The 22993-nt window shown below is 72.6% G+C and carries 19 protein-coding genes and 2 pseudogenes; 13 read left to right on the top strand and 8 right to left on the bottom strand.

Translation table 11 applies throughout. The features are described 5' to 3' along the window. The first annotated feature begins 138 nt into the window (after positions 1-138). From groES to ACFPZN_RS26045, 4 genes are all read left to right on the top strand, one after another. Positions 139-447: a co-chaperone GroES gene (gene groES / locus ACFPZN_RS26060; protein WP_464043989.1), complete on the top strand. Its 309-nt coding sequence runs from the start codon at positions 139-141 to the stop codon at positions 445-447. Between the two features lie 99 nt (positions 448-546). Then, positions 547-2172: a chaperonin GroEL gene (groL, locus tag ACFPZN_RS26055; RefSeq protein ID WP_378284809.1), complete on the top strand. Its 1626-nt coding sequence runs from the start codon at positions 547-549 to the stop codon at positions 2170-2172. Positions 2173-2508: 336 nt separating this feature from the next. Continuing rightward, on the top strand, positions 2509-3120 hold the full coding sequence (locus ACFPZN_RS26050) for a sigma-70 family RNA polymerase sigma factor (RefSeq protein WP_378284877.1): 612 nt from the start codon (positions 2509-2511) through the stop codon (positions 3118-3120). Next, positions 3117-4166 carry a hypothetical protein gene (locus tag ACFPZN_RS26045; RefSeq protein ID WP_378284808.1) on the top strand — a complete coding sequence of 350 codons (1050 nt, stop codon included), beginning with the start codon at positions 3117-3119 and terminating at the stop codon, positions 4164-4166. Before ACFPZN_RS26050 ends, ACFPZN_RS26045 begins: the two co-directional genes overlap by 4 nt. A 91-nt stretch (positions 4167-4257) precedes the next feature. Here the strand turns inward: ACFPZN_RS26045 and ACFPZN_RS26040 are convergent, their stop codons facing one another. Further along, positions 4258-4647 carry a DUF5319 domain-containing protein gene (locus ACFPZN_RS26040; RefSeq protein WP_197009482.1) on the bottom strand — a complete coding sequence of 130 codons (390 nt, stop codon included), beginning with the start codon at positions 4645-4647 and terminating at the stop codon, positions 4258-4260. A gap of 387 nt (positions 4648-5034) precedes the next feature. Here ACFPZN_RS26040 and guaB point away from each other — a divergent pair, with 387 nt between their 5' ends. The 3 genes from guaB (at position 5035) to glpD (ending at position 9780) form a co-directional block, all read left to right on the top strand. Continuing rightward, positions 5035-6537, top strand: coding sequence for an IMP dehydrogenase (guaB, locus tag ACFPZN_RS26035; protein WP_378284807.1), 1503 nt, complete (start codon positions 5035-5037; stop codon positions 6535-6537). Between the two features lie 186 nt (positions 6538-6723). Further along, positions 6724-7845, top strand: coding sequence for a GuaB3 family IMP dehydrogenase-related protein (locus tag ACFPZN_RS26030; RefSeq protein WP_378284805.1), 1122 nt, complete (start codon positions 6724-6726; stop codon positions 7843-7845). A 183-nt stretch (positions 7846-8028) separates the two neighbouring features. After that, positions 8029-9780 carry a glycerol-3-phosphate dehydrogenase gene (glpD, locus tag ACFPZN_RS26025; RefSeq protein WP_378284804.1) on the top strand — a complete coding sequence of 584 codons (1752 nt, stop codon included), beginning with the start codon at positions 8029-8031 and terminating at the stop codon, positions 9778-9780. Positions 9781-9820: 40 nt separating this feature from the next. Here glpD and ACFPZN_RS26020 read toward each other — a convergent pair whose 3' ends face one another. Then, complete coding sequence (locus tag ACFPZN_RS26020; RefSeq protein ID WP_378284802.1) at positions 9821-10618, bottom strand: TetR/AcrR family transcriptional regulator; 798 nt, start codon at positions 10616-10618, stop codon at positions 9821-9823. Positions 10619-10839: 221 nt separating this feature from the next. Here ACFPZN_RS26020 and ACFPZN_RS26015 point away from each other — a divergent pair, with 221 nt between their 5' ends. From ACFPZN_RS26015 to ACFPZN_RS26005, 3 genes and pseudogenes are all read left to right on the top strand, one after another. Then, positions 10840-12420 carry a succinic semialdehyde dehydrogenase gene (locus ACFPZN_RS26015; protein WP_378284801.1) on the top strand — a complete coding sequence of 527 codons (1581 nt, stop codon included), beginning with the start codon at positions 10840-10842 and terminating at the stop codon, positions 12418-12420. Between the two features lie 20 nt (positions 12421-12440). Continuing rightward, positions 12441-14002: pseudogene (locus ACFPZN_RS26010) on the top strand (FAD-dependent oxidoreductase). 33 nt (positions 14003-14035) lie between these two features. Next, positions 14036-14773 carry a DNA alkylation repair protein gene (locus tag ACFPZN_RS26005; protein ID WP_378284800.1) on the top strand — a complete coding sequence of 246 codons (738 nt, stop codon included), beginning with the start codon at positions 14036-14038 and terminating at the stop codon, positions 14771-14773. On the opposite strand, the gene ACFPZN_RS26000 is transcribed toward ACFPZN_RS26005, so the two are convergent. Beyond that, on the bottom strand, positions 14761-15894 hold the full coding sequence (locus ACFPZN_RS26000; protein ID WP_378284799.1) for a zinc metalloprotease: 1134 nt from the start codon (positions 15892-15894) through the stop codon (positions 14761-14763). The genes ACFPZN_RS26005 and ACFPZN_RS26000 overlap by 13 nt on opposite strands. 207 nt (positions 15895-16101) lie before the next feature. On the opposite strand from ACFPZN_RS26000, the gene guaA reads away from it, so the two are divergent. Further along, entirely contained in the window at positions 16102-17670 is a 1569-nt protein-coding gene (guaA, locus tag ACFPZN_RS25995; RefSeq protein ID WP_378284798.1) for a glutamine-hydrolyzing GMP synthase, read from the top strand. Positions 17671-17757: 87 nt separating this feature from the next. On the opposite strand, the gene ahpD is transcribed toward guaA, so the two are convergent. Both ahpD and ACFPZN_RS25985 read right to left on the bottom strand, forming a co-directional pair. Next, the gene (gene ahpD, locus ACFPZN_RS25990) at positions 17758-18342 is read right to left on the bottom strand and encodes an alkylhydroperoxidase, AhpD family (RefSeq protein WP_378284797.1); all 585 of its coding nucleotides are present in this window, start codon (positions 18340-18342) and stop codon (positions 17758-17760) included. A 115-nt stretch (positions 18343-18457) separates the two neighbouring features. Beyond that, on the bottom strand, positions 18458-19012 hold the full coding sequence (locus tag ACFPZN_RS25985) for a peroxiredoxin (protein WP_378284796.1): 555 nt from the start codon (positions 19010-19012) through the stop codon (positions 18458-18460). A gap of 154 nt (positions 19013-19166) precedes the next feature. On the opposite strand from ACFPZN_RS25985, the gene ACFPZN_RS25980 reads away from it, so the two are divergent. Together ACFPZN_RS25980 and ACFPZN_RS25975 are read left to right on the top strand one after the other, a co-directional pair. Beyond that, complete coding sequence (locus ACFPZN_RS25980) at positions 19167-20102, top strand: LysR substrate-binding domain-containing protein (protein WP_378284876.1); 936 nt, start codon at positions 19167-19169, stop codon at positions 20100-20102. Positions 20103-20199: 97 nt separating this feature from the next. After that, positions 20200-21120, top strand: coding sequence for a CDP-alcohol phosphatidyltransferase family protein (locus ACFPZN_RS25975; protein WP_378284795.1), 921 nt, complete (start codon positions 20200-20202; stop codon positions 21118-21120). A gap of 22 nt (positions 21121-21142) precedes the next feature. Here the strand turns inward: ACFPZN_RS25975 and ACFPZN_RS25970 are convergent, their stop codons facing one another. From ACFPZN_RS25970 to ACFPZN_RS25960, 3 genes and pseudogenes are all read right to left on the bottom strand, one after another. Next, positions 21143-21856, bottom strand: coding sequence for a class I SAM-dependent methyltransferase (locus ACFPZN_RS25970; protein ID WP_378284794.1), 714 nt, complete (start codon positions 21854-21856; stop codon positions 21143-21145). A 159-nt stretch (positions 21857-22015) separates the two neighbouring features. Continuing rightward, the gene (locus ACFPZN_RS25965; protein ID WP_378284793.1) at positions 22016-22717 is read right to left on the bottom strand and encodes an SRPBCC family protein; all 702 of its coding nucleotides are present in this window, start codon (positions 22715-22717) and stop codon (positions 22016-22018) included. A gap of 40 nt (positions 22718-22757) precedes the next feature. Next, a pseudogene (locus ACFPZN_RS25960) lies at positions 22758-22993 on the bottom strand (hypothetical protein); the annotation flags it as partial.

Below are 22993 nucleotides of genomic sequence, written 5' to 3'. Positions count from 1 at the left end.
GTGCGAGAGTGCCAACCACAGCGACAAGGTCGGTCTGGCACCCGCGACGACAGGCCGGTCCAGGGTCGCCTCTTCTGTCACATGTGCCGGTCGGCCCGCCATGGCCGGCCGAGGACCAATCGAAGGGGAGGTCAGATCGTGACGACCGCCACCAAGGTTGTTCTCAAGCCGCTCGAGGACCGTATCGTCGTCCAGCCGCTTGAGGCCGAGACCACCACCGCGTCGGGCCTGGTCATTCCCGACACGGCCAAGGAGAAGCCCCAGGAGGGCACCGTCCTGGCCGTGGGCCCGGGTCGTATCGACGACAAGGGCGACCGCGTGCCGCTCGACGTGAAGGTCGGCGACGTTGTGCTCTACAGCAAGTACGGCGGCACCGAGGTCAAGTACAACAACGAGGAGTACCTCGTGCTCTCGGCCCGCGACGTCCTCGCGGTCATCGAGAAGTAACCACCGCTGATGTGACGCTCCGCCCCGGACCGGCCCGCTTGCAGGGGCGGCCGGGGCGGACGCGTCCGGTGCCGAGTACAGGAACTGGAGTTTCCCGCAATGGCGAAGATCCTTGAGTTCGATGAGGGCGCTCGCCGGGCTCTTGAGCGCGGCGTCAACGCTCTCGCGGACGCCGTCAAGGTGACGATCGGCCCGCGCGGCCGCAACGTCGTCATCGACAAGAAGTTCGGCGCGCCGACCATCACCAACGACGGCGTGACCATCGCCCGCGAGGTGGAGCTGGAGGACCCCTACGAGAACCTGGGGGCCCAGCTCGCCAAGGAAGTGGCGACCAAGACCAACGACATCGCCGGTGACGGCACCACCACCGCCACCGTGCTGGCCCAGGCGCTGGTCCGCGAGGGCCTGCGCAACGTGGCCGCCGGCGCCTCGCCGCTGGCCCTCAAGCGGGGCATCGACGCGGCCGCGCAGTACGTGTCCGACCAGCTCCTCAAGACGGCCCGCGAGGTCGGCGAGAAGGGTGAGATCGCGCACGTCGCCACCATCTCCGCGCAGGACGCGCAGATCGGCGACCTGATCGCGGAGGCGTTCGACAAGGTCGGCAAGGACGGTGTGATCACCGTCGAGGAGGCCCACACCTTCGGCCTGGAGCTGGAGTTCACCGAGGGCCTGCAGTTCGACAAGGGCTACCTGTCGCCGCACATGGTCACCGACCCCGAGCGCATGGAGGCCGTCCTGGAGGACGCCTACGTGCTGGTCGTGGACGGCAAGATCTCCAACGTGCAGGAGTTCCTGCCGCTGGCGGAGAAGGTCGCCCAGACCAAGAAGCCGCTGCTGGTGATCGCCGAGGACGTCGAGGGCGAGGCGCTGGCGCTGCTGGTGGCCAACAAGATCCGCGGCACCTTCACCTCGGTCGCGGTCAAGGCCCCCGGCTTCGGCGACCGCCGCAAGGCGATGCTGGGCGACATCGCGACCCTGACCGGCGGCCAGGTGGTCAGCGAGGCCATCGGGCTCAAGCTCGACGGCATCGGCCTGGAGGACCTGGGCCGGGCCCGCCGGATCACGGTCACCAAGGACGCCACCACCGTCGTGGACGGCGCGGGCGACCAGGGCGAGATCGAGGGCCGGGTCAACCAGATCAAGGTCGAGATCGAGAACAGCGACTCCGACTGGGACCGCGAGAAGCTGCAGGAGCGGCTGGCCAAGCTGGCCGGCGGGGTCTGCGTGCTGCGGGTCGGCGCGGCCACCGAGGTCGAGCTGAAGGAGAAGAAGCACCGCCTGGAGGACGCCATCTCGGCGACCCGCGCGGCGATCGAGGAGGGCATCGTCTCCGGCGGCGGCAGCGCGCTGGTGCACGTGGGCAAGGAGGGCTTCGACGCCCTCGGCCTGTCCGGCGACGAGGCCACCGGCGCGGAGGCGGTCCGCCGCGCGCTGGTCGAGCCGCTGCGCTGGATCTCCGAGAACGCCGGCCAGGAGGGCTACGTCGTCGTCTCCAAGGTCCAGGAGCTCAAGCCGGGCCACGGCTACAACGCCGCCACCGGCGAGTACGCCGACCTCATCGCGCAGGGCGTCATCGACCCGGTGAAGGTGACCCGCAGCGCGGTCACCAACGCCGCCTCGATCGCGGGCATGCTGCTGTCCACCGAGGCCCTGGTCGTGGAGAAGCCGGAGGAGGCCGACGAGGCCGCCGGCGGCGGCGGTCACGGCCACGGTCACGGCCACTGATCAGCCGCGAAGGGGAGGTTCCCCGCCGTTGTGTCAGAGAACGGTGGGGAACCTCCCTTTTGTGCTGTCTGACCGAATAGCCGGAGTTTGGTGGCGTTTGGTGGGGAATGTCGTTGCGTGCGCGGTGAGGCCGGACAAAACTCCCACCGTTCGGAGTCGGCCGACCGCGATGCGTAGTATCGGGGCCTCTGTCCCCACACTGTGACCATTCCGTTGTCTTCGACAGTGGAGACACGCCCGAGTGCGCTGGGCATCATGCTCAACGTGACCGAGGGAGCTTTCGCCGGGAGTACGACCGCGCGCGCTGTCGAACCCTCGGAGGGCCCGGCCCCTCCAATGCCCCGCGACACCGGCCGCGGGACCAGGGCCGCACGCACGGCCAGAGCCGACGAAGGAGACCTCAAGGACCTCACGACACGGGCCGTCCAGGGCGACCCCGGCGCCATCGAGGTGCTCATCGCGCAGGTGCGGCCGATGGTCGTCCGCTACTGCCGGGCCAGGCTCGGCAGGGTCTCGGGGCAGTACCACGCCGCCGACGACGTGGCGCAGGAGGTCTGCATCGCGGTGCTGTCGGCGCTGCCCCGCTACCGCGACATGGGGCGCCCGTTCGCCTCCTTCGTCTTCGGCATCGCCGCGCACAAGATCGCCGACGCGATGCGCAGCGCGGTCCGCGCCGCCGTGCCCACCGAGGACCTCCCGGACGGGCCGGACGACCGGCCCGGACCCGAGGAGACCGTGGTGCGCTACATCGAGGCGCAGCGCGCCCGCGACCTGCTGACCCGGCTGCCCGACAACCAGCGGGAGCTCGTCCTGCTTCGGGTGGTCGCGGGCCTTTCCGCCGAGGAGACCGGTAATGTACTGGGCATGTCAGCGGGGGCCGTACGGGTCGCGCAGCACCGGGCGCTGGCCCGGCTCCGGGCGATGGCCAGAGAGGAGTCGATCGCTTGACGGAGCGGAGCCAGGGCGCCCCGGATCCGGACGAGCCGGTCGAACCCCCCGCGATTCCGACCCGCGGCGCCGCCCTTCCCCAGACCGGGGCCCCACCCCATGGCGGGCCCCAGGGCAGAGCGGCCGTGACGCCCGCGGCCGACCTGAGTGCGGTCCGCCGTACCGACGCCATCTTCGACGCGCTCGGGGCGCGGCGCGCTGCCGCCTCCGCCGAGAGGGCCGACCCCTCCACCCGGGCTGAGCCCGGCTTTCCCGGCCTCGCCGCCGGGATCACCGCACCCTTCACCGCCCTGCCCGCCGCGTCCGCCGCGTCCGCGGCGTGGGCGCAGGGCGACCCCGACGATCCCGCCGTGCGGCTGCTGAGCGCCCTGATCAGCGATGTCGACGAGCAGGCGCCCGCCGCGTGCCGCGCGGCCGTCCGGGCGGCCAGGGAGCCGTCCGCCGACGTCAAGGGCGTCCGCGGCGGCGAGCCGGCCGGTTCCGCGGTCGAGGACGACCGGCCGCATCCCCACCCGCCGTCCGGCCCGCGCCGCCGCGGCCCCCGCGCGATCGTCGCGCTGGGCGTGGCCGGCGCCGTGCTGGCCAGCACCGGCGTCGCCGCCGCCGGCGGCGGGCTGACCGAGCACACCACGCTGGGGCAGGGCGCCGCCGAGGCCGCCGGTGAGGCGGGCAAGGCCGGAGCCGAACGGGCCGAGGCCGGCAAGACCGCCGCTCCCCGTGCCCCGGCCCCGGTACGGCCCCTTCCGGTCGCGATCACCGGGCCCGCGGAGCGCGGCCCGGCCCGCGCCGCGGGTCCCGCCCCCGACCGGCCGCGCCGGATCACGATCGTCCGGGCCAAGGACCGGACCAAGGGCCTGCAGGACGGCCCCGCCCCGCGCCCCCGCACGCGCATGGACGGAACCGACGACGGATGGTCCTGGCCGGGCGTGCCGTCGCTGGAGACGCAGGTCGAGGCCGGCGAGCGCACCAGGCCCCGCCTGGAGGAGATCCGCAAGCGGTGGCGGCAGCGCGCGGACCTGCAGCGCGAGCGCTACGACCGCGACTGAAGCGCGAGAGGCCCGCGCGAGAGGCCCGCGCACGACGCCGGCGCAAAAGGTCCGCGCAAAGGGACGGGAAAGAGATCGCGCCCGGAGCGGGTCAGGGCGTGTCGCGGCCTTCCTCGCTGTCGATCACGCCGTCGACGTACCCCCGGGCGTACTCCCAGCTGACGTAGTCGACGGGATCGGGCGAGAGCGCCGGCTCGTGCACCCGGGGCAGGCCCTGGTCGAGCAGATGCCGCAGGTTGCCGTGCAGCAGGTCCCAGTCGATGTAGTGCGGCTTGCCGCAGTCGCCGCAGTCGACCGTCAGCCCGCGCACCCCCAGCGGTTCCAGCAGGGCGCGGAAGACCTCCAGGTCGGCGAGGTCGGCCAGCACGTCCTCGCGCTCCGCCACGCTGAGCGGAGCGACGTCCTCGCCCGGGTCGCCGAGCGAGGCGGCCGGGTCTTCCGGATCGCCGGCGAACGGGTCGAGCGGGGCATCGTCGTGCACCCTTCCACGCTACTGCCACGCCCCCCGTCCGGTGCACCCCCCGATGTCATCCGGATGCGAACGGCCGCGTCCGGATCGGCGTGCCGCGGCGCGGGAATCCCCGGTGCCGCCGGGCGTGCCGCGCCCCCGGACGGTGCCGCGGAACGGGCGGCGGGGGCGCGCATGCCGCGGCAAGGTTGGGGAATGCCGGGGTAAAAGCAGGCGTTGCGTGTGTCACCAAGGCCACTCCCCGCCGGCCGCGAACCGCCGTACGGGCGGCGGGTCGGGGTCCTACCATGGAGTGAGGCCGTCGTGACCTGGCCGTACGCCCGCAGGCCCGCTCCGCGTACGGACGATGCCGGCACGCCGGTGCCGTCCACCCAGCCGCGCCACCAGGGAAGGTCAATCATGAATCCCGCCGCCGAGCCCGCCCGGATCATCCCGCAGGGCCTGACCTTCGACGACGTGCTGCTGCTCCCGGGATATTCGGACCTGCAGCCCGGCGAGGCCGACACCACCACCCGGCTGACCCGGGAGATCACCCTCCGCATCCCGCTGGTGTCGGCGGCGATGGACACCGTCACCGAGTCCCGCACCGCGGTCGCCATGGCCCGCCAGGGCGGGATCGGCGTGCTGCACCGCAACATGCCGGTGGAGGAGCAGGCCGCCGAGGCCGACCGGGTCAAGCGGTCCGAGGCCGGGATGATCACCAAGCCGGTCACCTGCCTGCCCGACGCGACCCTCGCCGACGTCGAGGAGCTGTGCGCCCGCTACCGGATCTCCGGGGTGCCGGTCACCGACGTGCGCGGCGTCCTGGTCGGCATCGTCACCAACCGCGACATGCGGTTCGAGACCGACCTGTCCCGTCCGGTGCGCGAGGTCATGACCCCGATGCCGCTGATCACCGCGCCGGTGGACGTCTCCCGCCAGGACGCGTTCGAGCTGCTGGCCGGCAACAAGATCGAGAAGCTGCCGCTGGTGGACGGCGAGGGCCGGCTGCGCGGGCTGATCACGGTCAAGGACTTCACCAAGAGCGAGCAGTACCCCGCCTCCACCAAGGACGCCGACGGCCGGCTGCTGGTGGCCGCGGCGGTCGGCGTCGGCGAGGACGCGCTCCGCCGCGCCCGGGCGCTGATCGAGGCGGGCACCGACGTGATCATCGTCGACACCGCGCACGGCCACTCCAAGGGCGTGGCCGACACCGTCGCCGCGATCAAGGCGAGCTCCGGGGTCCAGGTGGTCGGCGGGAACGTGGCCACCTACGCGGGCGCCAGGGCGCTGGCCGAGGCCGGGGCCGACGCGGTCAAGGTCGGGGTGGGCCCCGGCTCCATCTGCACCACCCGCGTGGTCGCCGGCGTGGGCGTGCCGCAGATCACCGCGATCGCCGAGGCCGCCCGGGCCGCCAAGGAGGCGGGCATCCCGGTGATCGGCGACGGCGGGGTGCAGTACTCCGGCGACATCGCCAAGGCCATCGTGGCCGGGGCCGACACGGTGATGCTCGGCAGCCTGCTGGCCGGGATCGAGGAGTCGCCCGGCGAGCTGATCTTCGTGCACGGCAAGCAGTACAAGTCGTACCGCGGCATGGGCTCGCTCGGCGCGATGCGCAACCGCGAGCGCGGCGGGTCGTTCTCCAAGGACCGGTACGCGCAGGCCGACGTGTCCAGCGAGGAGAAGCTGATCCCGGAGGGCGTGGAGGGGCAGGTGCCCTACCGCGGGCCGCTGTCGAACGTGGCGCACCAGCTGGTCGGGGGGCTGCACCAGTCGATGTGGTACGCGGGCACCCGCACCGTCCCCGAGCTCCAGGAGCGCGGCCAGCTGATGCAGATCACCGCGGCCGGGCTGAAGGAGAGCCACCCCCACGACATCCAGATGACCGTCGAGGCCCCCAACTACCAGGGACGCAACCGCTGACGGCGGCCCGGTCAGGCCCGGTCCGGCCCGGTACCGGCCCGATTCGGCACGGCCCGCCGGGCGGGCGGGGTGGCCTGCGGGAATGGGTAAACTCGCCGGGGCTTGTTCTCCGCCGCCGGCGTGTTCCCGCGGCCGGCGGGAACATCCCCGCACGTTCAGGTCGGGCCGGGAAAGAAGGAAACTGCAGTGGCTGCTGAGGTTGAGATCGGCCGGGGGAAGAGCGGGCGCCGGGCCTACGCGTTCGACGAGATCGGGATCGTCCCGTCGCGCCGTACCCGCGACCCCGAGGAGGTCAGCGTCGCCTGGCAGATCGACGCCTACCGGTTCGAGATGCCGCTGGTCGTGGCGCCGATGGACAGCGTGGTCAGCCCGGAGATCGCGATCAAGGTCGGGCGGCTGGGCGGGCTGGCGGTGCTCGACCTGGAAGGGCTGTGGACCCGCTACGACGACCCCGGGTCGCTGCTGGCCGAGATCGCCGCGCTGGACGACGCCCGCGCCACCCGCCGGCTCCAGGAGATCTACGCCGAGCCGATCAAGGAGGAGCTGATCGGGCGGCGGATCCAGGAGATCCGGGAGGCCGGGGTGACGGTCGCGGCCCGGCTGTCGCCGCAGCGCACCGCCGAGTTCCACAAGGCCGTGATCGACGCCGGGGTGGACCTGTTCGTGATCCGCGGCACCACCGTGTCGGCCGAGCACGTCTCCGGCCGGGCCGAGCCGCTGAACCTCAAGCAGTTCATCTACGACCTCGACGTGCCGGTGATCGTCGGCGGCTGCTCGACGTACACGGCGGCGCTGCACCTGATGCGGACCGGCGCGGCCGGGGTGCTGGTCGGGTTCGGCGGCGGGTCCGGGCACACCACCCGCACCGTGCTGGGCGTGGCGGTGCCGATGGCCACCGCGGTCGCGGACGTGGCGGCGGCCCGTCGCGACTACCTGGACGAGTCCGGCGGCCGGTACGTGCACGTGATCGCCGACGGCGGCATGACCAACAGCGGCGACATCGCCAAGGCGTTCGCCTGCGGCTCGGACGCGGTGATGGTCGGCTCGCCGTTCGCCCGCTCCGCCGAGGCGCCCGGCCGCGGCTACCACTGGGGCAGCGAGGCCCACCACGGCGACGTGCCCCGCGGCACCCGCATCGACCTGGGCACGATCGGCACCATGGACCAGATCCTGTACGGCCCCTCGCACGTGGCCGACGGCTCGATGAACCTCATCGGCGCCCTCCGCCGGGCGATGGCGACCTCCGGCTACACCGAGCTCAAGGAGTTCCAGCGGGTGCAGGTGGTCGTCGCGCCGTCCGCCATCTGAGGCTTTTCGGGCCCCCGGGAGGGCCGTCCGGAGGGCCGTCCGGGGGCCGCCGGGCCTGATGTGGGGCGTCTCACCGTGTTCCGGACATGATCTCGGGGCGGAATCGGGCGATCTCGGGGTGGTCCCGTCCTTACTGTTGGGTAGTTACCTTTCGGACACCCACACCGCACAGGGGGAATCGCGATGACGGGATCACCGGTGACCGGACTGGGCAGCTCGCGCCTGGGACCGGCCGAACGTGCGGGCGCGCTCGACCAGATGGCCCGCGAGGAGTTCGACGTCGTCGTGGTGGGCGGTGGGATCGTCGGCGCCGGGGCCGCGCTCGACGCCGCCACCCGCGGCCTGTCGGTGGCGGTCGTGGAGGCCCGCGACTTCGCCTCCGGGACGTCCTCGCGGTCGTCCAAGCTGATCCACGGCGGGCTGCGTTACCTGGAGCAGTACAACTTCGACCTGGTCCGGGAGGCGCTCACCGAGCGGGCGCTGCTGCTGCAGATCGCGCCCCACCTGGTCAAGCCGGTGCCGTTCCTGCTGCCGACGACGCACCGGGTCTGGGAGCGCGCCTACTTCGGCGCGGGTGTCGCGCTGTACGACGCGCTGGCGTTCCGGATGGGCAGCTCGCGGGGCGTCCCGCACCACCGGCACCTGACCCGCCGGGGCGCGCTGAAGCTGGCCCCGTCGCTGCGCAAGGACGCGTTCACCGGGGCCATCCAGTACTGGGACGCGCAGGTCGACGACGCCCGCTACGTGATGACCGTGCTGCGCACGGCCGCCGCGTACGGCGCCCGCATCTCCTCCCGCACCCAGTGCGTCGGGTTCCTGCGCGAGGGCGAGCGCGTGACCGGTGTGAAGATCCGCGACCTGGAGACGCAGACGACCGCGGAGGTGCGCGCCAAGCAGGTCGTCAACGCCACCGGCGTGTGGAGCGACGACATCCAGGAGCTGGTCGGCGGGCGCGGGCAGATCCACGTGCGCGCGTCCAAGGGCATCCACCTCGTGGTCCCCAAAGACCGCATCCACTCCTCGACGGGCGTCATCCTGCGCACCGAGAAGTCGGTGCTGTTCGTCATCCCGTGGGGACGGCACTGGATCATCGGCACCACCGACACGGCCTGGGACCTGGACAAAGCGCACCCGGCCGCGTCCCGCGCCGACATCGAGTACGTGCTGGAGCACGTCAACTCGGTGCTCAACACCCCGCTCACCCACGACGACGTCGAGGGCGTGTACGCGGGGCTGCGGCCGCTGCTGGTCGGCGAGACCGAGGAGACCTCGCAGCTGTCGCGCGAGCACGTCGTCGCGCATCCCGTCCCGGGCCTGGTGCTGGTCGCGGGCGGGAAGTACACCACCTACCGGGTGATGGCCAAGGACGCCATCGACGCGGTCGCGCACGGCCTGGACGGCAAGGTCGCCGAGTCGTGCACCCACGACATCGCGCTGGTCGGCGGCGAGGGCTTCCAGGCGATGTGGAACTCCCGCTACCGCCTGGCGTCGGTGTCCGGGCTGCACGTGGCGCGGATCGAGCACCTGCTGTCGCGGTACGGGGTCCTGGTGGACGACCTGCTGGGGCTGATCGCCGACAAGCCCGACCTGGGCAAGCCGCTGTCGGGCGCCGACGACTACCTGCGCGCCGAGATCGTGTACGCGGCCTCGCACGAGGGCGCCCGGCACCTCAACGACGTGCTGGCCCGCCGCACCCGGATCTCGATCGAGACCTGGGACCGCGGGCTCGGCGTCGTCCAGGAGGCCGCCGACCTGATCGCGCCGGTGCTGGGCTGGTCGAAGAAGCAGCGCGACCGGGAGATCGAGTACTACCGCAAGCGGGTGGAGGCCGAGCGCGACTCGCAGAGCCAGGACGGCGACCAGGAGGCCGACGCGCGGCGCCGCGGGGCGCCCGACATCGTCCCCACGGCGGCGCCGTCCGGCGTCACCTCGTGACCCGTGGACGGGCCCGCGCGGCGGGGTTCGCGCGGGACCGTCAGGCCACGGCCTTGCCGAGGACGAGCCGCATGCCGTGCGCGTACAGCTCGGCGGGGACCCGGCCGGGGTCGAGCAGGTGCTGCATGGCCAGGCCGAAGTCGAGCGCGACGGCCAGCGCGGCACGGTCGGCGGCCGTGACGCCGTCGGCGTCGCGCAGGTCCTCGGCGAGGCCGGCGCGGCGCTCGGCGTACCAGCCGGAGAGCCGCTCGCCCGCCTGGCCGTCGCGCATGCCGTACAGCCAGAACTCCACCAGCAGCAGTGCCGCGAGCCGGGCGCCCTCACCGGACATGCGGCGGGCGTAGGCGTCCCCGGCGCGGTCGAAGCGTTCCTCGGGGGAGTGGGAGTTCCCGGCCGGCCGGGCGCCGGTGAGTTCGGTGCCGGTGAGTTCGGTGCCGGTGAGTTCGGTGCCGGTGAGTTCGGTGTAGGTCTCGGTGCCGATGCCGGCGCCGGTCCAGCGTTCCAGCAGGGCCAGCAGCAGATCGGTCTTGCCGGTGAAGTTGGAGTAGACGGCGCCCTTGGTGAGTCCCGCCTCGGCGGCGACGTCGTCGAGGGAGGCGCCGTGGATGCCGCGTTCGGCCCAGAGGCGCTGGGCCGCGCCGAGCAGCGCCGCCCTGGTGCGCTCGCGCCGCTCCCGCCGCGTCCCGCCGCCGTTCGCGCTCGTGCCGCTCGTGGTCGTGTCGGTCTCGGTCGTGTTCTTACCGGTCGTGCCGGTGCCGGCCGTTCCTGGGTCGGACGCGCCGCCGCTGGTGCCGCCGCCCTCGCCCGGGTCGGCGCCCCTGTACTGGGCGTCGATCATGTAGCCACCTTTCTCGCGCGGCGGAGCGCCGGGCCGGGGCGGGCGGCAGCGATACACCCCGGACCGGCCGGTGCCACCGCCCTGGTCCGTTCACCTTCCGGAATACACCGGAAGGGGCCGGTCGGTCCGCGACTTGGGGAAATCGCCGTGCGACAGATCACCAGAAAAGCCCCATTACTTGCGGGTAGCCAGACATGGCCAGGGGGTCATAGTGTGCTCGCATGGCATCCCCGACGGTCCCCGCCCAAGGCGCGGCGGCGTATCGGCTCCCCCCACCCCTGATCGAGCGGCTGACCTCCCACATCGTCGCGGGCGGCGCCGAATCGACCACCATCCCCACCCCGTTCACCGGCGAGGACCTCGCCACCGTCCCGCTGTCGAGCGCCGACGACGTGCGCCGCGCCCACGAGCGCGCGCGGGAGGCCCAGCGCGCCTGGGCGAAGCTGTCCCCCGGCGAGCGTGCCAAGCCCTTCCTGCGGCTGGCCGACGCGCTGGTCGAGCGGCGCGACGAGATCCTGGACGTCATCCAGCTCGAAACGGGCAAGGCCCGCCGGCACGCGCTGGAGGAGTTCCTCGACGTGGCGCTGTGCTCGCTGTACTACGCGCGCCGCGCCCCCGGCCTGCTCAAGCCCAAGCGCCGGCAGGGCATGATGCCCGGCCTCACCCGCGTCCAGGAACTGCGCCACCCCAAGGGCGTGGTCGCCCTCATCGCGCCCTGGAACTACCCGTTCGCGCTCGGCGCCAGCGACATCGCCCCCGCGCTGATGGCCGGGAACGCCGTCGTCCACAAGCCGGACACCCAGACCTGCCTGTCCAGCCTCTGGGTCCTGGACCTGCTGGTCTCGCTCGGGCTGCCGCGCCACCTGTGGCAGATCGTCGTCGGCGAGCCCGCCGAGATCGGCGACCCGCTGATCGAGCAGGCCGACTACGTCTCGTTCACCGGCTCCACCCGCGGCGGCCGGGCCATCGCCGAGAAGGTCGCGCCCCGCCTGGTCGGCTACTCGCTCGAACTCGGCGGCAAGAACCCGATGATCGTCCTGGACGACGCCGACGTCGAGCGCGCCGCCCGCGGCGCCCTGCGCGCCTGCTTCACCAACGCGGGCCAGCTGTGCATCTCCATCGAGCGGATGTACGTGCACGCCGCCGTCTACGACCGGTTCGTGCCGCGCTTCGCCGACCTGGTGAACGGCATGCGCCTCGGCGCCGAGCTCGACTTCGACGTGGAGATGGGTTCGCTCACCTACCCGCGCCAGCTGGAGGCCGTCACCAGGCACGTCGGCCAGGCCGTCGAGGCGGGCGCGACCGTGCTGGCGGGCGGCAACGCCCGTCCCGACCTCGGCCCGCTGTTCTTCGAGCCGACCGTCCTCACCGACGTGACCGCCGACATGGACCTGTGCGCGAACGAGACGTTCGGGCCCGTCGTGGCCGTCTACAAGGTCGCGAGCGAGGACGAGGCCGTCGAGCGCGCCAACGACACCGAGTACGGCCTCAACGCCTCCGTCTGGACCAAGAACGCCGCCCGGGGCCGCCGCGTCGCCGCCCGTATCCAGGCGGGGACGGTCAACGTCAACGACGGGTTCGGCGCCGCGTACGCCTCCTACGACGCCCCCATGGGCGGCATGAAGCAGTCGGGGGTCGGCCGCCGGCACGGCGCCGAGGGCCTGCTGAAGTTCACCGAGGCGCAGACCATCGCCAGCCAGCACATCGCCGACCTGGAGCCGCCCGGCTCGCTGTCGTACGCCCGGTTCGCCGACGTCATGACCTCCGGGATCAAGGCGATGAAGCGGATGCGCGTCAAGTAGCGCGGGACGGCGGGAGCGGGATGGGCGTGCGGTACGACTTCGACGTGCTCGTGGTCGGGTCGGGGTTCGGCGGCGCCGTCGCGGCGCTGCGGCTGACGGAGAAGGGCTACCGGGTCGCGGTGGTCGAGGCGGGCCGCCGCTTCGACACCGGCGCGTCCCGGCAAGGGGCCCGTGTCCGGGCCGGTGCCACGCCTGGCGTCGCGCCCGGCGGACGCCACCCCGGGCTGCCCGAGACGAACTGGAAGGTGTCCCGGTACCTGTGGGCGCCGGCGCTCGGCCTCACCGGCATCCAGCGGATCCACCTGATCCGCGGCGCCAGGGCCAGCCGCGTCATGGTGCTGGCGGGCGCGGGCGTCGGCGGCGGCTCGCTCAACTACGCCAACACCCTGTACGTGCCGCCCGAGCCGTTCTTCCAGGACCGGCAGTGGGCCCACATCACCGACTGGCGGGACGATCTCGCCCCCTACTACGACCAGGCCGGGCGGATGCTCGGCGTCGTCCAGAACCCCACCGTCACCGACGCCGACAGGGCGATCCGGAAGGTCGCCGAGCGGATGGGCAAGGCCGGGACGTTCGTCCGCACCCCGGTCGGCGTGCACTTCGGGGACGGGCCCGGCGTGGAGAGCGACGACCCGTACTTCGGCGGGGCCGGGCCGCGCCGCCGGGGCTGCACCGAGTGCGGCGAGTGCATGGTCGGCTGCCGCCACGGCGCCAAGAACATGCTCACCGAGAACTACCTCTACCTGGCGGAGAAGGCCGGGGCCCGGATCATGCCGCTCAGCCGCGTCACCCGCGTGACCCCGCTGGGCGACGGCGGCGGCGGGTACCGCGTGGACATCGTGCGGACCGGCTCGTTCGGGCGCGATCGCAAGGCGTTCACCGCAGGGCAGGTGGTGTTCGCCGCCGGGACGTACGGGACGTGCTGGTGGACGGCGACCGGCCCGGCGAACGCCGCACGCCGCGCCTGGCGAAGTTCGCGCGGCACGTCGCGCGCCGTCCCCGGGACCTGCTCCAGCTCCTGGACGTGCGCACCTGGTCCGAACGGACCGTCATCGCCCTCGTCATGCAGAACCGCGACAACTCCATCACCCTGGAGCCGAGGCGGGGCCCGTTCGGATGGGACGTGCGCGCCGTGCGCGGGCACGGCGAGCCCAACCCCACCTGGATCCCGGTGGGCCACGCGGCCGTGCGGCTGCTCGCCGAGGAGACCGGCGGGATGCCGGGAGGGTCCTGGGGCGACCTGTTCGACGTGCCGATGACCGCCCACTTCCTGGGCGGCTGCGTCATCGGCGACTCTCCCGACACGGGCGTCATCGACCCCTACCACCGCGTCTACGGCCACCCCGGCCTGCACATCGTGGACGGCTCGGCGGTCTCGGCCAACCTGGGCGTGAACCCGTCCCTCACCATCACGGCGCAGGCGGAGCGCGCGATGTCGTTCTGGCCCGACAAGGGAGGCGAGGACCCGCGGCCCGCGCTGGGCGCCGCGTACCGGCGGGTCGCGGCCGTGGCCCCGAAGAACCCGGTCGTCCCCGCCGGCGCGCCGGAGGCCCTGCGCCTCCCCATCGTCGGCATCACGTAGGACGCCGCCGCCGGCGGGCCGTACCGTGACCCCATGGACGCCGTCGCCGAGGAGACCTCCCGGATCGTCGCCGAACTGCGCGAGCAGGGCGCGCGGGACCGCGCGGAGTACGAGAAGCGCTATCTGAAAAGCGACTTCGTCCACTTCGGCGTGCCGGTGCCCGCCATCCGCAAGACCGCCCGCTCCGCCGTGCGGACCCGTCCCGCACGCGCGGACCTCCTCGCCCTGGCCGCCTCCCTGTGGGGGGAGACCGACGGCGGCCGTCCCGTCCACGAGGCCCGGGTCGCGGCCATCGAGGTCCTGGTCCGGCGCGTGGACGTGCTGGAGCCCGGCGACCTGACCGTCGCCGAGAGCATGATCCGTGACTCGGGCAGCTGGGTGTACGTCGACATCCTGGCCGAGAAGGTCGTCGGAGCCCTGGTCGTCCGCTTCCCGGACCTCGCCGCCGTCCTGGACGCCTGGGCGGGCGACCCGTACCCCTGGATCAGGCGGACCGCGCTCCTGGCGCTGCTCCCGGGCGTCCGCGCCGGGCACCCCGACCTGGACCGCGTCTCCCGCTACGGGGACGCCCTCATCGAGGAGACCGGCTTCTTCATCCGCAAGGCCCTCGGCTGGGTCCTGCGCGAGCTGTCGAAGAAGGATCCGGCCTGGGTGCGCGACTGGGTGGAGCCGCGCACCGGCCGGATCTCGGGTGTGACCCTCCGCGAGGCCGTCCGCCACCTCCCGGAGGACGACGCCGCCCCGCTGCTGGCCGCGTATCAGCGGCGGTAGGCCGTCCACACCAGGTGCATCCTGTCGCCCTGGCCCTTGGTGAACTGGTTCATGCAGTCGTCGAACGCGTAGTCCATGTAGTTGTGGACGGGGTCGGCCCCGACCGCCGGGCAGGTGTCCTTGTCCGCGGGGCAGCCGTTGGTGGGGTCGCGCTCGGCCGGGGTGTCGGCGACGCGGTCGCCGTCGCCGGCGCAGCCGTCCTGGAAGGTGTGGTAAAGCCCCAGCCAGTGGCCGATCTCGTGGGTCGCGGTGTGGCCCAGGTTGAAGTTCTCGATCGAGCCGTGCGGCATGCTCTCCGGGTGGATGATGACGCCGTCCATCTTCGGGTTGGCCCGGTACGACCAGGGGAAAGTGGACCAGCCGAGCATCGCCTCGCCCATGTCGGCGCTGTAGAGGTTGAGCGTGCCCGCGCCGCCCTTGCGGAGCTTGGTCTTGAACGTCTGCTCGTGGCGCTCGGGGTCGCCGTACCAGGTGGCGTTGTCGGTGCGGGTCACGCCGTGGAGGGCGAACGCGAAGCCGGTGTCGGCGCCGGCGCCCTTGCCGCCGTGCGCGTCGTTCAGCGACTGGATCTGGCGGCGGATGTCGTCGTTGGACAGGTTGCCGGTCGGGCCGTCGTGCAGGACGTGGAAGTAGACCGGGACGGTCACCCTCGGCGCCTTGCGGCGGGCGGCCTGCGGATCGGGCTGGGCAGCCCCGGGTTGGGCGGCCCCTGGCTGGGGCGCCCCGGGCTTCCCCAACCCGAGCCCGGCCAGGATCGACTGCAACTCGCGTTCGACGGAGTGCGCCTCGGCGGGCGTCAGATCGTTGCGCCCGCCCTCGCGGACCTTTTCGTGCGCGCGGTCGCCCCCATGCCCATGGTCGTGGCCGTGCCCGTGCCCGTCGTCATGCGTTCCGTGCGGGTCCGTATCGCGAGAACGCAACCGTGCGCCGGCCGGCGGGCAGTCGCGGGCGCTCGCCAGCCGCCGCACCCCCGGCTCGTGCCCGGACCCCGGAGCCTTGCCGGGCCCGGGGGCCTGCACCGGGCCGGGACCCGCCGGGGGCCCCTGGACGGTGGCCGTGCCGGCCGGAACGGCGGGCACGAGGGCGGCGATCAGCGTGACGGCTGCGGCGAACGGCTTCACGGCACTCCCGGGTGATGATCGAACACGGAACGTGTCTGATTGGTATCAGAATGCAACGGCCTCGCGGAGTGCGGCAGGCCAAAAATAGGCGGAACGTTACCGATCAGACACAATCCGTGACTCAATGCGGGGCCGGGGGCGCGCATCGTCGCAGGCCGCGGGCGCCCATAGACTGGAACACCTCCACCCATTCGAAAGGCGTCCTTGGTGGCCGTAGACCAGTCCTTCGACACCGTCCTCGTCGTCGACTTCGGCGCGCAGTACGCGCAGCTGATCGCGCGCCGGGTGCGCGAGTGCCATGTGTACAGCGAGATCGTGCCGTCCACCATGCCGGCGGCCGAGATGCTCGCCAAGGGGCCGAAGGCGATCATCCTGTCGGGCGGTCCCGCCTCGGTGTACGAGGAGGGCGCCCCGGCCGCCCCCGACGGCCTGTTCGACCTGGGCGTGCCCACGTTCGGCATCTGCTACGGGCACCAGGTGATGGCGCAGGCCCTCGGCGGCACGGTGGAGAACTCCGACGTCGCCGAGTACGGCGGCGCCACGATCGCCGTGGCCGCCCCCGGGACGCTGTTCGCCGGGCTGCCGGGCGAGCAGGCGGTGTGGATGTCGCACCGCGACTTCGTCAGCCGCGCCCCGGACGGCTTCCTGGTCACCGCGGCCACCGAGGTGACCCCGGTGGCCGGCATGGAGGACCGCGTGCGCGGCTTCTACGGCGTCCAGTTCCACCCCGAGGTGCTGCACACCGAGCACGGCATGGAGATCCTGCGCCGCTTCCTGTACGAGGGCGCGGGCTGCCGTCCCAGCTGGACCATGGTCAACATCGCCGAGGAGTCGATCGACGCGGTGCGCGCCCAGGTCGGCGACAAGCGGGCGATCTGCGCGCTGTCGGGCGGGGTCGACTCGGCGGTGGCGGCGGCGCTCGTCCAGCGCGCCATCGGCGACCAGCTGACCTGCGTGTTCGTCGACCACGGGCTGCTGCGCAAGGGCGAGGCCGAGCAGGTCGAGAAGGACTTCGTCGCCGCGACCGGCGTCAACCTGCACGTGGTGGACGCCCAGGAGCGGTTCCTGGCCGCGCTGGACGGGGTGACCGACCCGGAGGCCAAGCGCAAGATCATCGGCCGGGAGTTCATCCGCGTCTTCGAGGAGGCCGCGCGGGCGGTGGTGGGCGAATCCGCCGGTGAGCCGGTGGAGTTCCTGGTGCAGGGCACGCTCTACCCGGACGTCGTCGAGTCCGGCGGCGGCACCGGCGCCGCCAACATCAAGTCGCACCACAACGTGGGCGGGCTCCCCGACGACCTCCAGTTCAAGCTGGTCGAGCCGCTGCGGTCGCTGTTCAAGGACGAGGTGCGGGCGCTGGGCGAGCAGCTCGGGCTGCCCGCCGAGATCGTGTGGCGGCAGCCGTTCCCGGGCCCGGGGCTGGGCATCCGGATCATCGGCGCGGTCTCCCGGGAGCGGCTGGAGATCCTGCGCGACGCCGACGCGATCGCCCGCGAGGAGCTGACCCGGGCGGGCCTCGACCGCGACATCTGGCAGTTCCCGGTGGTGCTGCTGGCCGACGTCCGCTCGGTCGGGGTGCAGGGCGACGGCCGCACGTACGGCCACCCGGTGGTGCTGCGCCCGGTGACCAGCGAGGACGCGATGACGGCCGACTGGGCCCGGCTGCCGTACGAGGTGCTGCAGCGGATCTCCACCCGGATCACCAACGAGGTCCGCGAGGTCAACCGCGTCGTGGTCGACGTCACCAGCAAGCCGCCCGGCACCATCGAGTGGGAGTGACGGTTCGGACGTGCGAAGGCCCGGGTGGTGGTCCACCCGGGCCTTCGGTTCGCCGGTGCCGGTCCCGCAGGGGCGGGCCGGCCGGTGTCAGACGGCGGCGGGGGCGGGAGTGAGGGCGGTATCGGGTCCCGGGGTGGTGGGCTGGGTGAGCACAGCCTCGGCGTCCAGGGTGGCGGCGGTGGCGTTGACCACCGCGGCGATCCGCAGCGCCTCCTGGATCAGCTCGCGCGACAGGCCGCCGTCGCGCAGCACCTTCTCGTGCGACTCCAGGCAACGGCCGCAGCCGTTGATCGCCGACACGGCCAGGCACCACAGCTCGAAGTCGAGCTTCTCCACGCCCGGCTTGCCGATCACCGACATGCGCAGCCTGGCCGGCAGGGTGGCGTAGGCGTCGTCGCCGATGAGGTGGGTGGCGCGGTAGTAGACGTTGTTCATGGCCATGATCGAGGCGGCGGCCTTGGCGGCCTCGAACGCCTCGGCGGACAGGTAGTCGCCCGCCTCCTCGGCCAGCTCGGCGATGACCCGGGTGCTCCGGGTGGCCAGCGCGCAGGCCAGCACGGTGCCCCAGAGCTGCTGCTCCGACAGCTGGGAGGTGCTCGTGACCGAGCCCAGGTTGAGCTTGGTGTCCTTGGCGTAACCCGGCAGGGCGCCCTTCAGCGCGTCGACGCTCACTGTCTTTCGTGTCCCTTCATGCGGAAGGCCGGCCGCGGCGTTCCCCCGTCGCGACCGGCCGCCGTACTGCTCTGCGTGCTGCGTGCTGGCCGTGATGCCCGCTCGTGGCGCGGGATCAGACCCCGGCCATCAGCTTGGTGGCGTTCAGGGTGTCCTCGCCCTTGTTCCAGTTGCACGGGCAGAGCTCGTCGCTCTGCAGCGCGTCCAGGACCCGCAGGACCTCCTTGACGTTCCGGCCCACGGACCCGGCGGTCACCATCGCGAACTGGATCTCGTTGTTCGGGTCGACGATGAAGGTGGCGCGCTGGGCGACGCCGTCCGCGGTGAGGATGCCCAGGGCCTCGCTGAGCTCGCGCTTGAGGTCCGACAGCATCGGGAACGGCAGCTCGCGCAGGTCCGGGTGGTCCTTGCGCCAGGCGAAGTGGACGAACTCGTTGTCGACCGAGGCGCCCAGGACCTGGGCGTCGCGGTCGGCGAACTCCTCGTTCAGGCGGCCGAACTCGGCGATCTCGGTGGGACAGATGAAGGTGAAGTCCTTCGGCCAGAAGAACACCACGCGCCACTTGCCCTCGTAGGACTTGTGGTTGATCGTCTCGAAGGCGTTGTCCGCGTCCAGCGAGACGCAGGCGGTGAGTTCGTACTCGGGGAACTGGTCACCGACAGTAAGCACGTAGGCTCCTTCGCTTCTGCACGTGTTGGGTCACCCTCTGGGGTGCGAGTGACGGGCGGGGCCCCTGGGGCACGGCCCGCGACGCAGTCAGGTTGCCACCGGCTATCGTGAAATGAGAAATCGATCTATCGCGTCGCGGTGATAGGAGTTTGCTATCAGTAGGCCGACGATCGCCCAGCTCAGGGCTTTTCTGGCGCTCGCGGAACATCTACATTTCCGGGATGCTGCCGCCGCGTTGCGGATGAGTCAACCGGCACTGTCGGGCGCCGTGGCCGCCCTCGAGGAGACTTTGCACACACGGCTCGTCGAACGGACCACCCGCAAGGTCCTGCTGACCCCCGCCGGCGAGCGGGTCGCGCGCCGCGCCGAACGCGTCATGACCGAGCTCGACCGGCTGATCGAGGAGGTCAGAGCGGTGGGCGGCCCGCTGGTCGGCCCGCTGCGGCTGGGCGTGATCCCCACCGTCGCGCCCTACCTGCTGCCCGTCGTGCTGCCCCGGCTGGCCGCCGACTACCCGGATCTGGAGCTCACGGTGCACGAGGAGCAGACCGACCAGATCGTCGCCGAACTGACCGCCGGACGGCTCGACGTCGTCGTGATCGCGCTGCCCGCCCCTCTACCCGGAGTGACCGAACTCACCCTCTACGACGAGGATTTCGTCCTCGTCGCCCCCGGCTCCTCCGACCTCGGCGACGACCTCCCGCGCACCGTCCTCAACGAGCTCGATGTGATTCTTCTCAACGAGGGGCACTGCCTGCGCGACCAGGCGCTGGACGTCTGCCGCCAGGTCGGCGCCCGGGCCGCGGCCGCCACGTACGCCACCAGCCTCGCGACGCTCGTCCAGCTCGTGTCGGGCGGGCTGGGGGTGACGCTCGTGCCGGAGACGGCGCTGCCGGTGGAGACCCGGCGCGCGCCCAACCTGCGGCTGCACCGCTTCGCGGCGCCCGCGCCGAACCGCCGCATCGGCCTCGGGTACCGGGCGACCTCGCCCCGCGCCGCCGAGTTCGAGGCGCTGGCCGAGAGCATCCGCGACGCCGTCTCCGTCGACGCCGCCACCACCGTGCGCGTGCGGGGCCGCGCGCCCGCCTGAAGGCGTGTTGGGGGGAACGTCAATTCTGGGTCAGCCACCGGTCTGTTGATCTCTATCTGCTTGTACGCGGTGGCAGAGTGTCACCATGCTGGCTCGCATGCCCACGTTCACGCTGCGAGAGGTCCGCGCCGTCTGCAAGGAACGCGACGCGTGGTGGACGGTGCTGCTGGTCGATCCGGTCGCGGTCCGGCTGACCCGTTCGCTGGCCTCGCGGACGGCCGTCACCCCCGGCCAGATCACCCTCGCCGCGTTCGCGCTCGGTCTCGGCGCCGCGGGCTGCTTCGTCCAGGGCACGCCCGGCTGGCTGGCGCTGGGCGCGCTGCTGTACCACGTGGGCTTCGTCCTGGACTGCTGCGACGGCAAGCTCGCCAGGCTGAAGGGGCTCAAGTCGCCGTTCGGCGCCTGGCTGGACTACATGCTGGACCGGGTGCGCGACGGCGCGTGCGCGCTGGCCCTCGCCTACGGCCTGTACACCGTGACGGGGCAGGCCGTGTACTGGGCGATGGGCTGCGCCATCCTCGCGCTCGACATGTTCCGGTACCTGAACAGCGCGCAGCTCGCCAAGGCCCGCCGCTCGATCCGCAGGGCGGCGGTGCTGAACCAGCGGGCCCTGACGGCGATGCCTCCGGGACCGGACGCGCCACACGTACCGTCCGGTGCGGGGGTGCCGAGGCAACGGCCCGAACCCGACCTGGAGAGCACCCGGCCGATGCCGCCCGGTCCCAGTCCTCGGAGGCGGAGGCGCGGTGGGGGCCGGCTGCGCGGCGCGTACACACGCGTCCGCAGCTTCCTGCTGCGCCGCCGCATCCGCATGCACCTGGTGAGCGGCATCGAGTTCCAGATGGCCGCCTTCATCGTCGGGCCGCTCACCGGACTGGCCCTCCAGGCCGTCGCCGTCGCGGGCGGTCTGCTGCTGCTCTTCGAGGTCGCCCTCATCGTGAAGTTCTGGCGGAGGGCGCGCAGGTCCGCATCGGCGCCGCTGGCGGCGTGCGCGCCCGCCCCCGCGCCCGCCGTCTAGCGGCGGCGGGCGCGGCGCGGGCTCACAGACGGTGGGCGCGGGCGAAGAGGGTGACGCCCGGCCACGACTTGACGGGCAGGAGACGCTCCAGCGCCGTGACCAGATGCAGCGCCTCGTTCATGTACGGGTGCAGGTGCGCCATGTCCTCGCAGTGCGCGGTGCGGTGCCGGCGGAGCCGGACCAGAGGACGCAGCAGCACGTTCCAGCTCCACAGCCGCTCCACCGCCAGCCCCGCCTCCTCCAAGAGGTCGGTGAGCGCCTGGCGGGAGTAGCGGCGGACGCGGCCGAGCGCGACGTCGTGCGCCGACCAGAGCGTCATGTCGCACGGCACCGCGACCAGCACCTCGCCGCCCGGCCGCAGCACCCGGGCGATCTCCGCGGCGGCGGCCCGGTCGTCCTCGACGTGCTCCAGCACGTTCAGCGCCAGCGCCAGGTCCTGCTCCCCGGACGCCAGCGGCAGGAAGCACGCGTCGCCGTGGTAGGCGTCGATGCCCTGGGACAGGCAGAGGTCGACGGCGGTCTCGGAGCTGTCGATGGCGACCGCGCGCCAGCCGTGGTCCTTCAGCACGCGGGTGTTGCCGCCGCCGGCCGCCCCGATGTCGACGGCCCGTTCCCGCCCGCCCGCCCGGTCCGCGGCGCTGCGCCGCACCTCCTTGGCGACGATGGCGCGGCGCTCGCGGTACCACCAGTTGTCGTCCTCGACCTCGACGATCCGCTGAATCTCGATGGTGTCCACGACACCAGCCGATGGCATCGCGACGCCCTGCCGCCACCGTCGGGGCCGACTCCCGCCCGATCGTTGACCCGGCCTTTTCCCGCACTTTCGCCTAGGCGAGCGAGGCCGGTCGCCCGACTGCGACTGTGCTTCCGGCGGGCCCGGCGATCGAAACACGTCTCAGCGCTTGCGCCGCCGCACGAACCGGATGAGCAGCAGAAGCACCACGAGCGCGCCCAGAGCCGGGACGGCCCGCTTCACCAGCGACGGACCCGCGACCTCCAACAGGTCGATCGCGTCGTCGGGGTCGTCCTGCCGGCGCCGGATCGGCGACACGACCGGATCGGACGCCGTCGACTCCACCGGGCTCGCCGGACGCTGCTGCGGTACGAACGGCTCGGCAGCGCTCGCCGGAGCGGCCTCCTCGGCGGGAGCCGACGCCGACTCCAGCTCCTCGGCGAGCGCCGCAGCGAACCGGGTGATGAGCTTGCCGCCCACCTCCGACAGCATGTTGCGGCCGAACTGCGCGGGGCGGCCGGTCACGTTCAGCTTGGTCTTCACCGTCACGCGGGTGGTGTCACCCTCGTCGTGCAGCTGCGACACCACGGTCGCCGACGCGGTGCCCGAACCCCGGGCCTCCTTCGCGGCGGCCTCCAGCGTGACCGTACGGGCGGACTCGTCGGCGGAGGTGATGCGCGCCGTGCCCCGATAGGTGATGGTCATCGCTCCGACCTTCACCTTCATGCGGCCGGAGTACTCCTCGCCCTCGACCGAGTCGAGCGTCGCGCCCGGCATGCAGGACGCCACCCGCTCCACGTCGAGCAGCACCGACCAGGCCTGATCCACCGGCACCGGGACGGTGAATTCGTGGTCGAGCTCCATGTTGTTCGGTCCTTCTCATCCGGGGGACTTGTCCGTGACCCTACGACCGCGACCGCTCCCACCGCCAGACACCCCCCGGCCACCGCCCCCTCACACTCCACGCCCGCCCCGCCCGCCACGCACCGCCGCCCGTCACGCGGTGCTGGTCGTCGCGTGGTGCTGGCGGTCGCGTGGCGTCGGTGTCGCGTGCCTTGCGGAGGACCGCGGCGCACGCGTACGCCTTGAACATGGAGTTGAAGGGGAAGCGCTCGCCGGCCCGGTAGCCGACGGCCTTGC

The organism is Actinomadura rugatobispora (genome assembly GCF_042656285.1).
Classification (GTDB): Bacteria; Actinomycetota; Actinomycetes; order Streptosporangiales; family Streptosporangiaceae; genus Spirillospora; species Spirillospora rugatobispora.
This window is presented reverse-complemented; position numbering and strand designations above follow the sequence as displayed.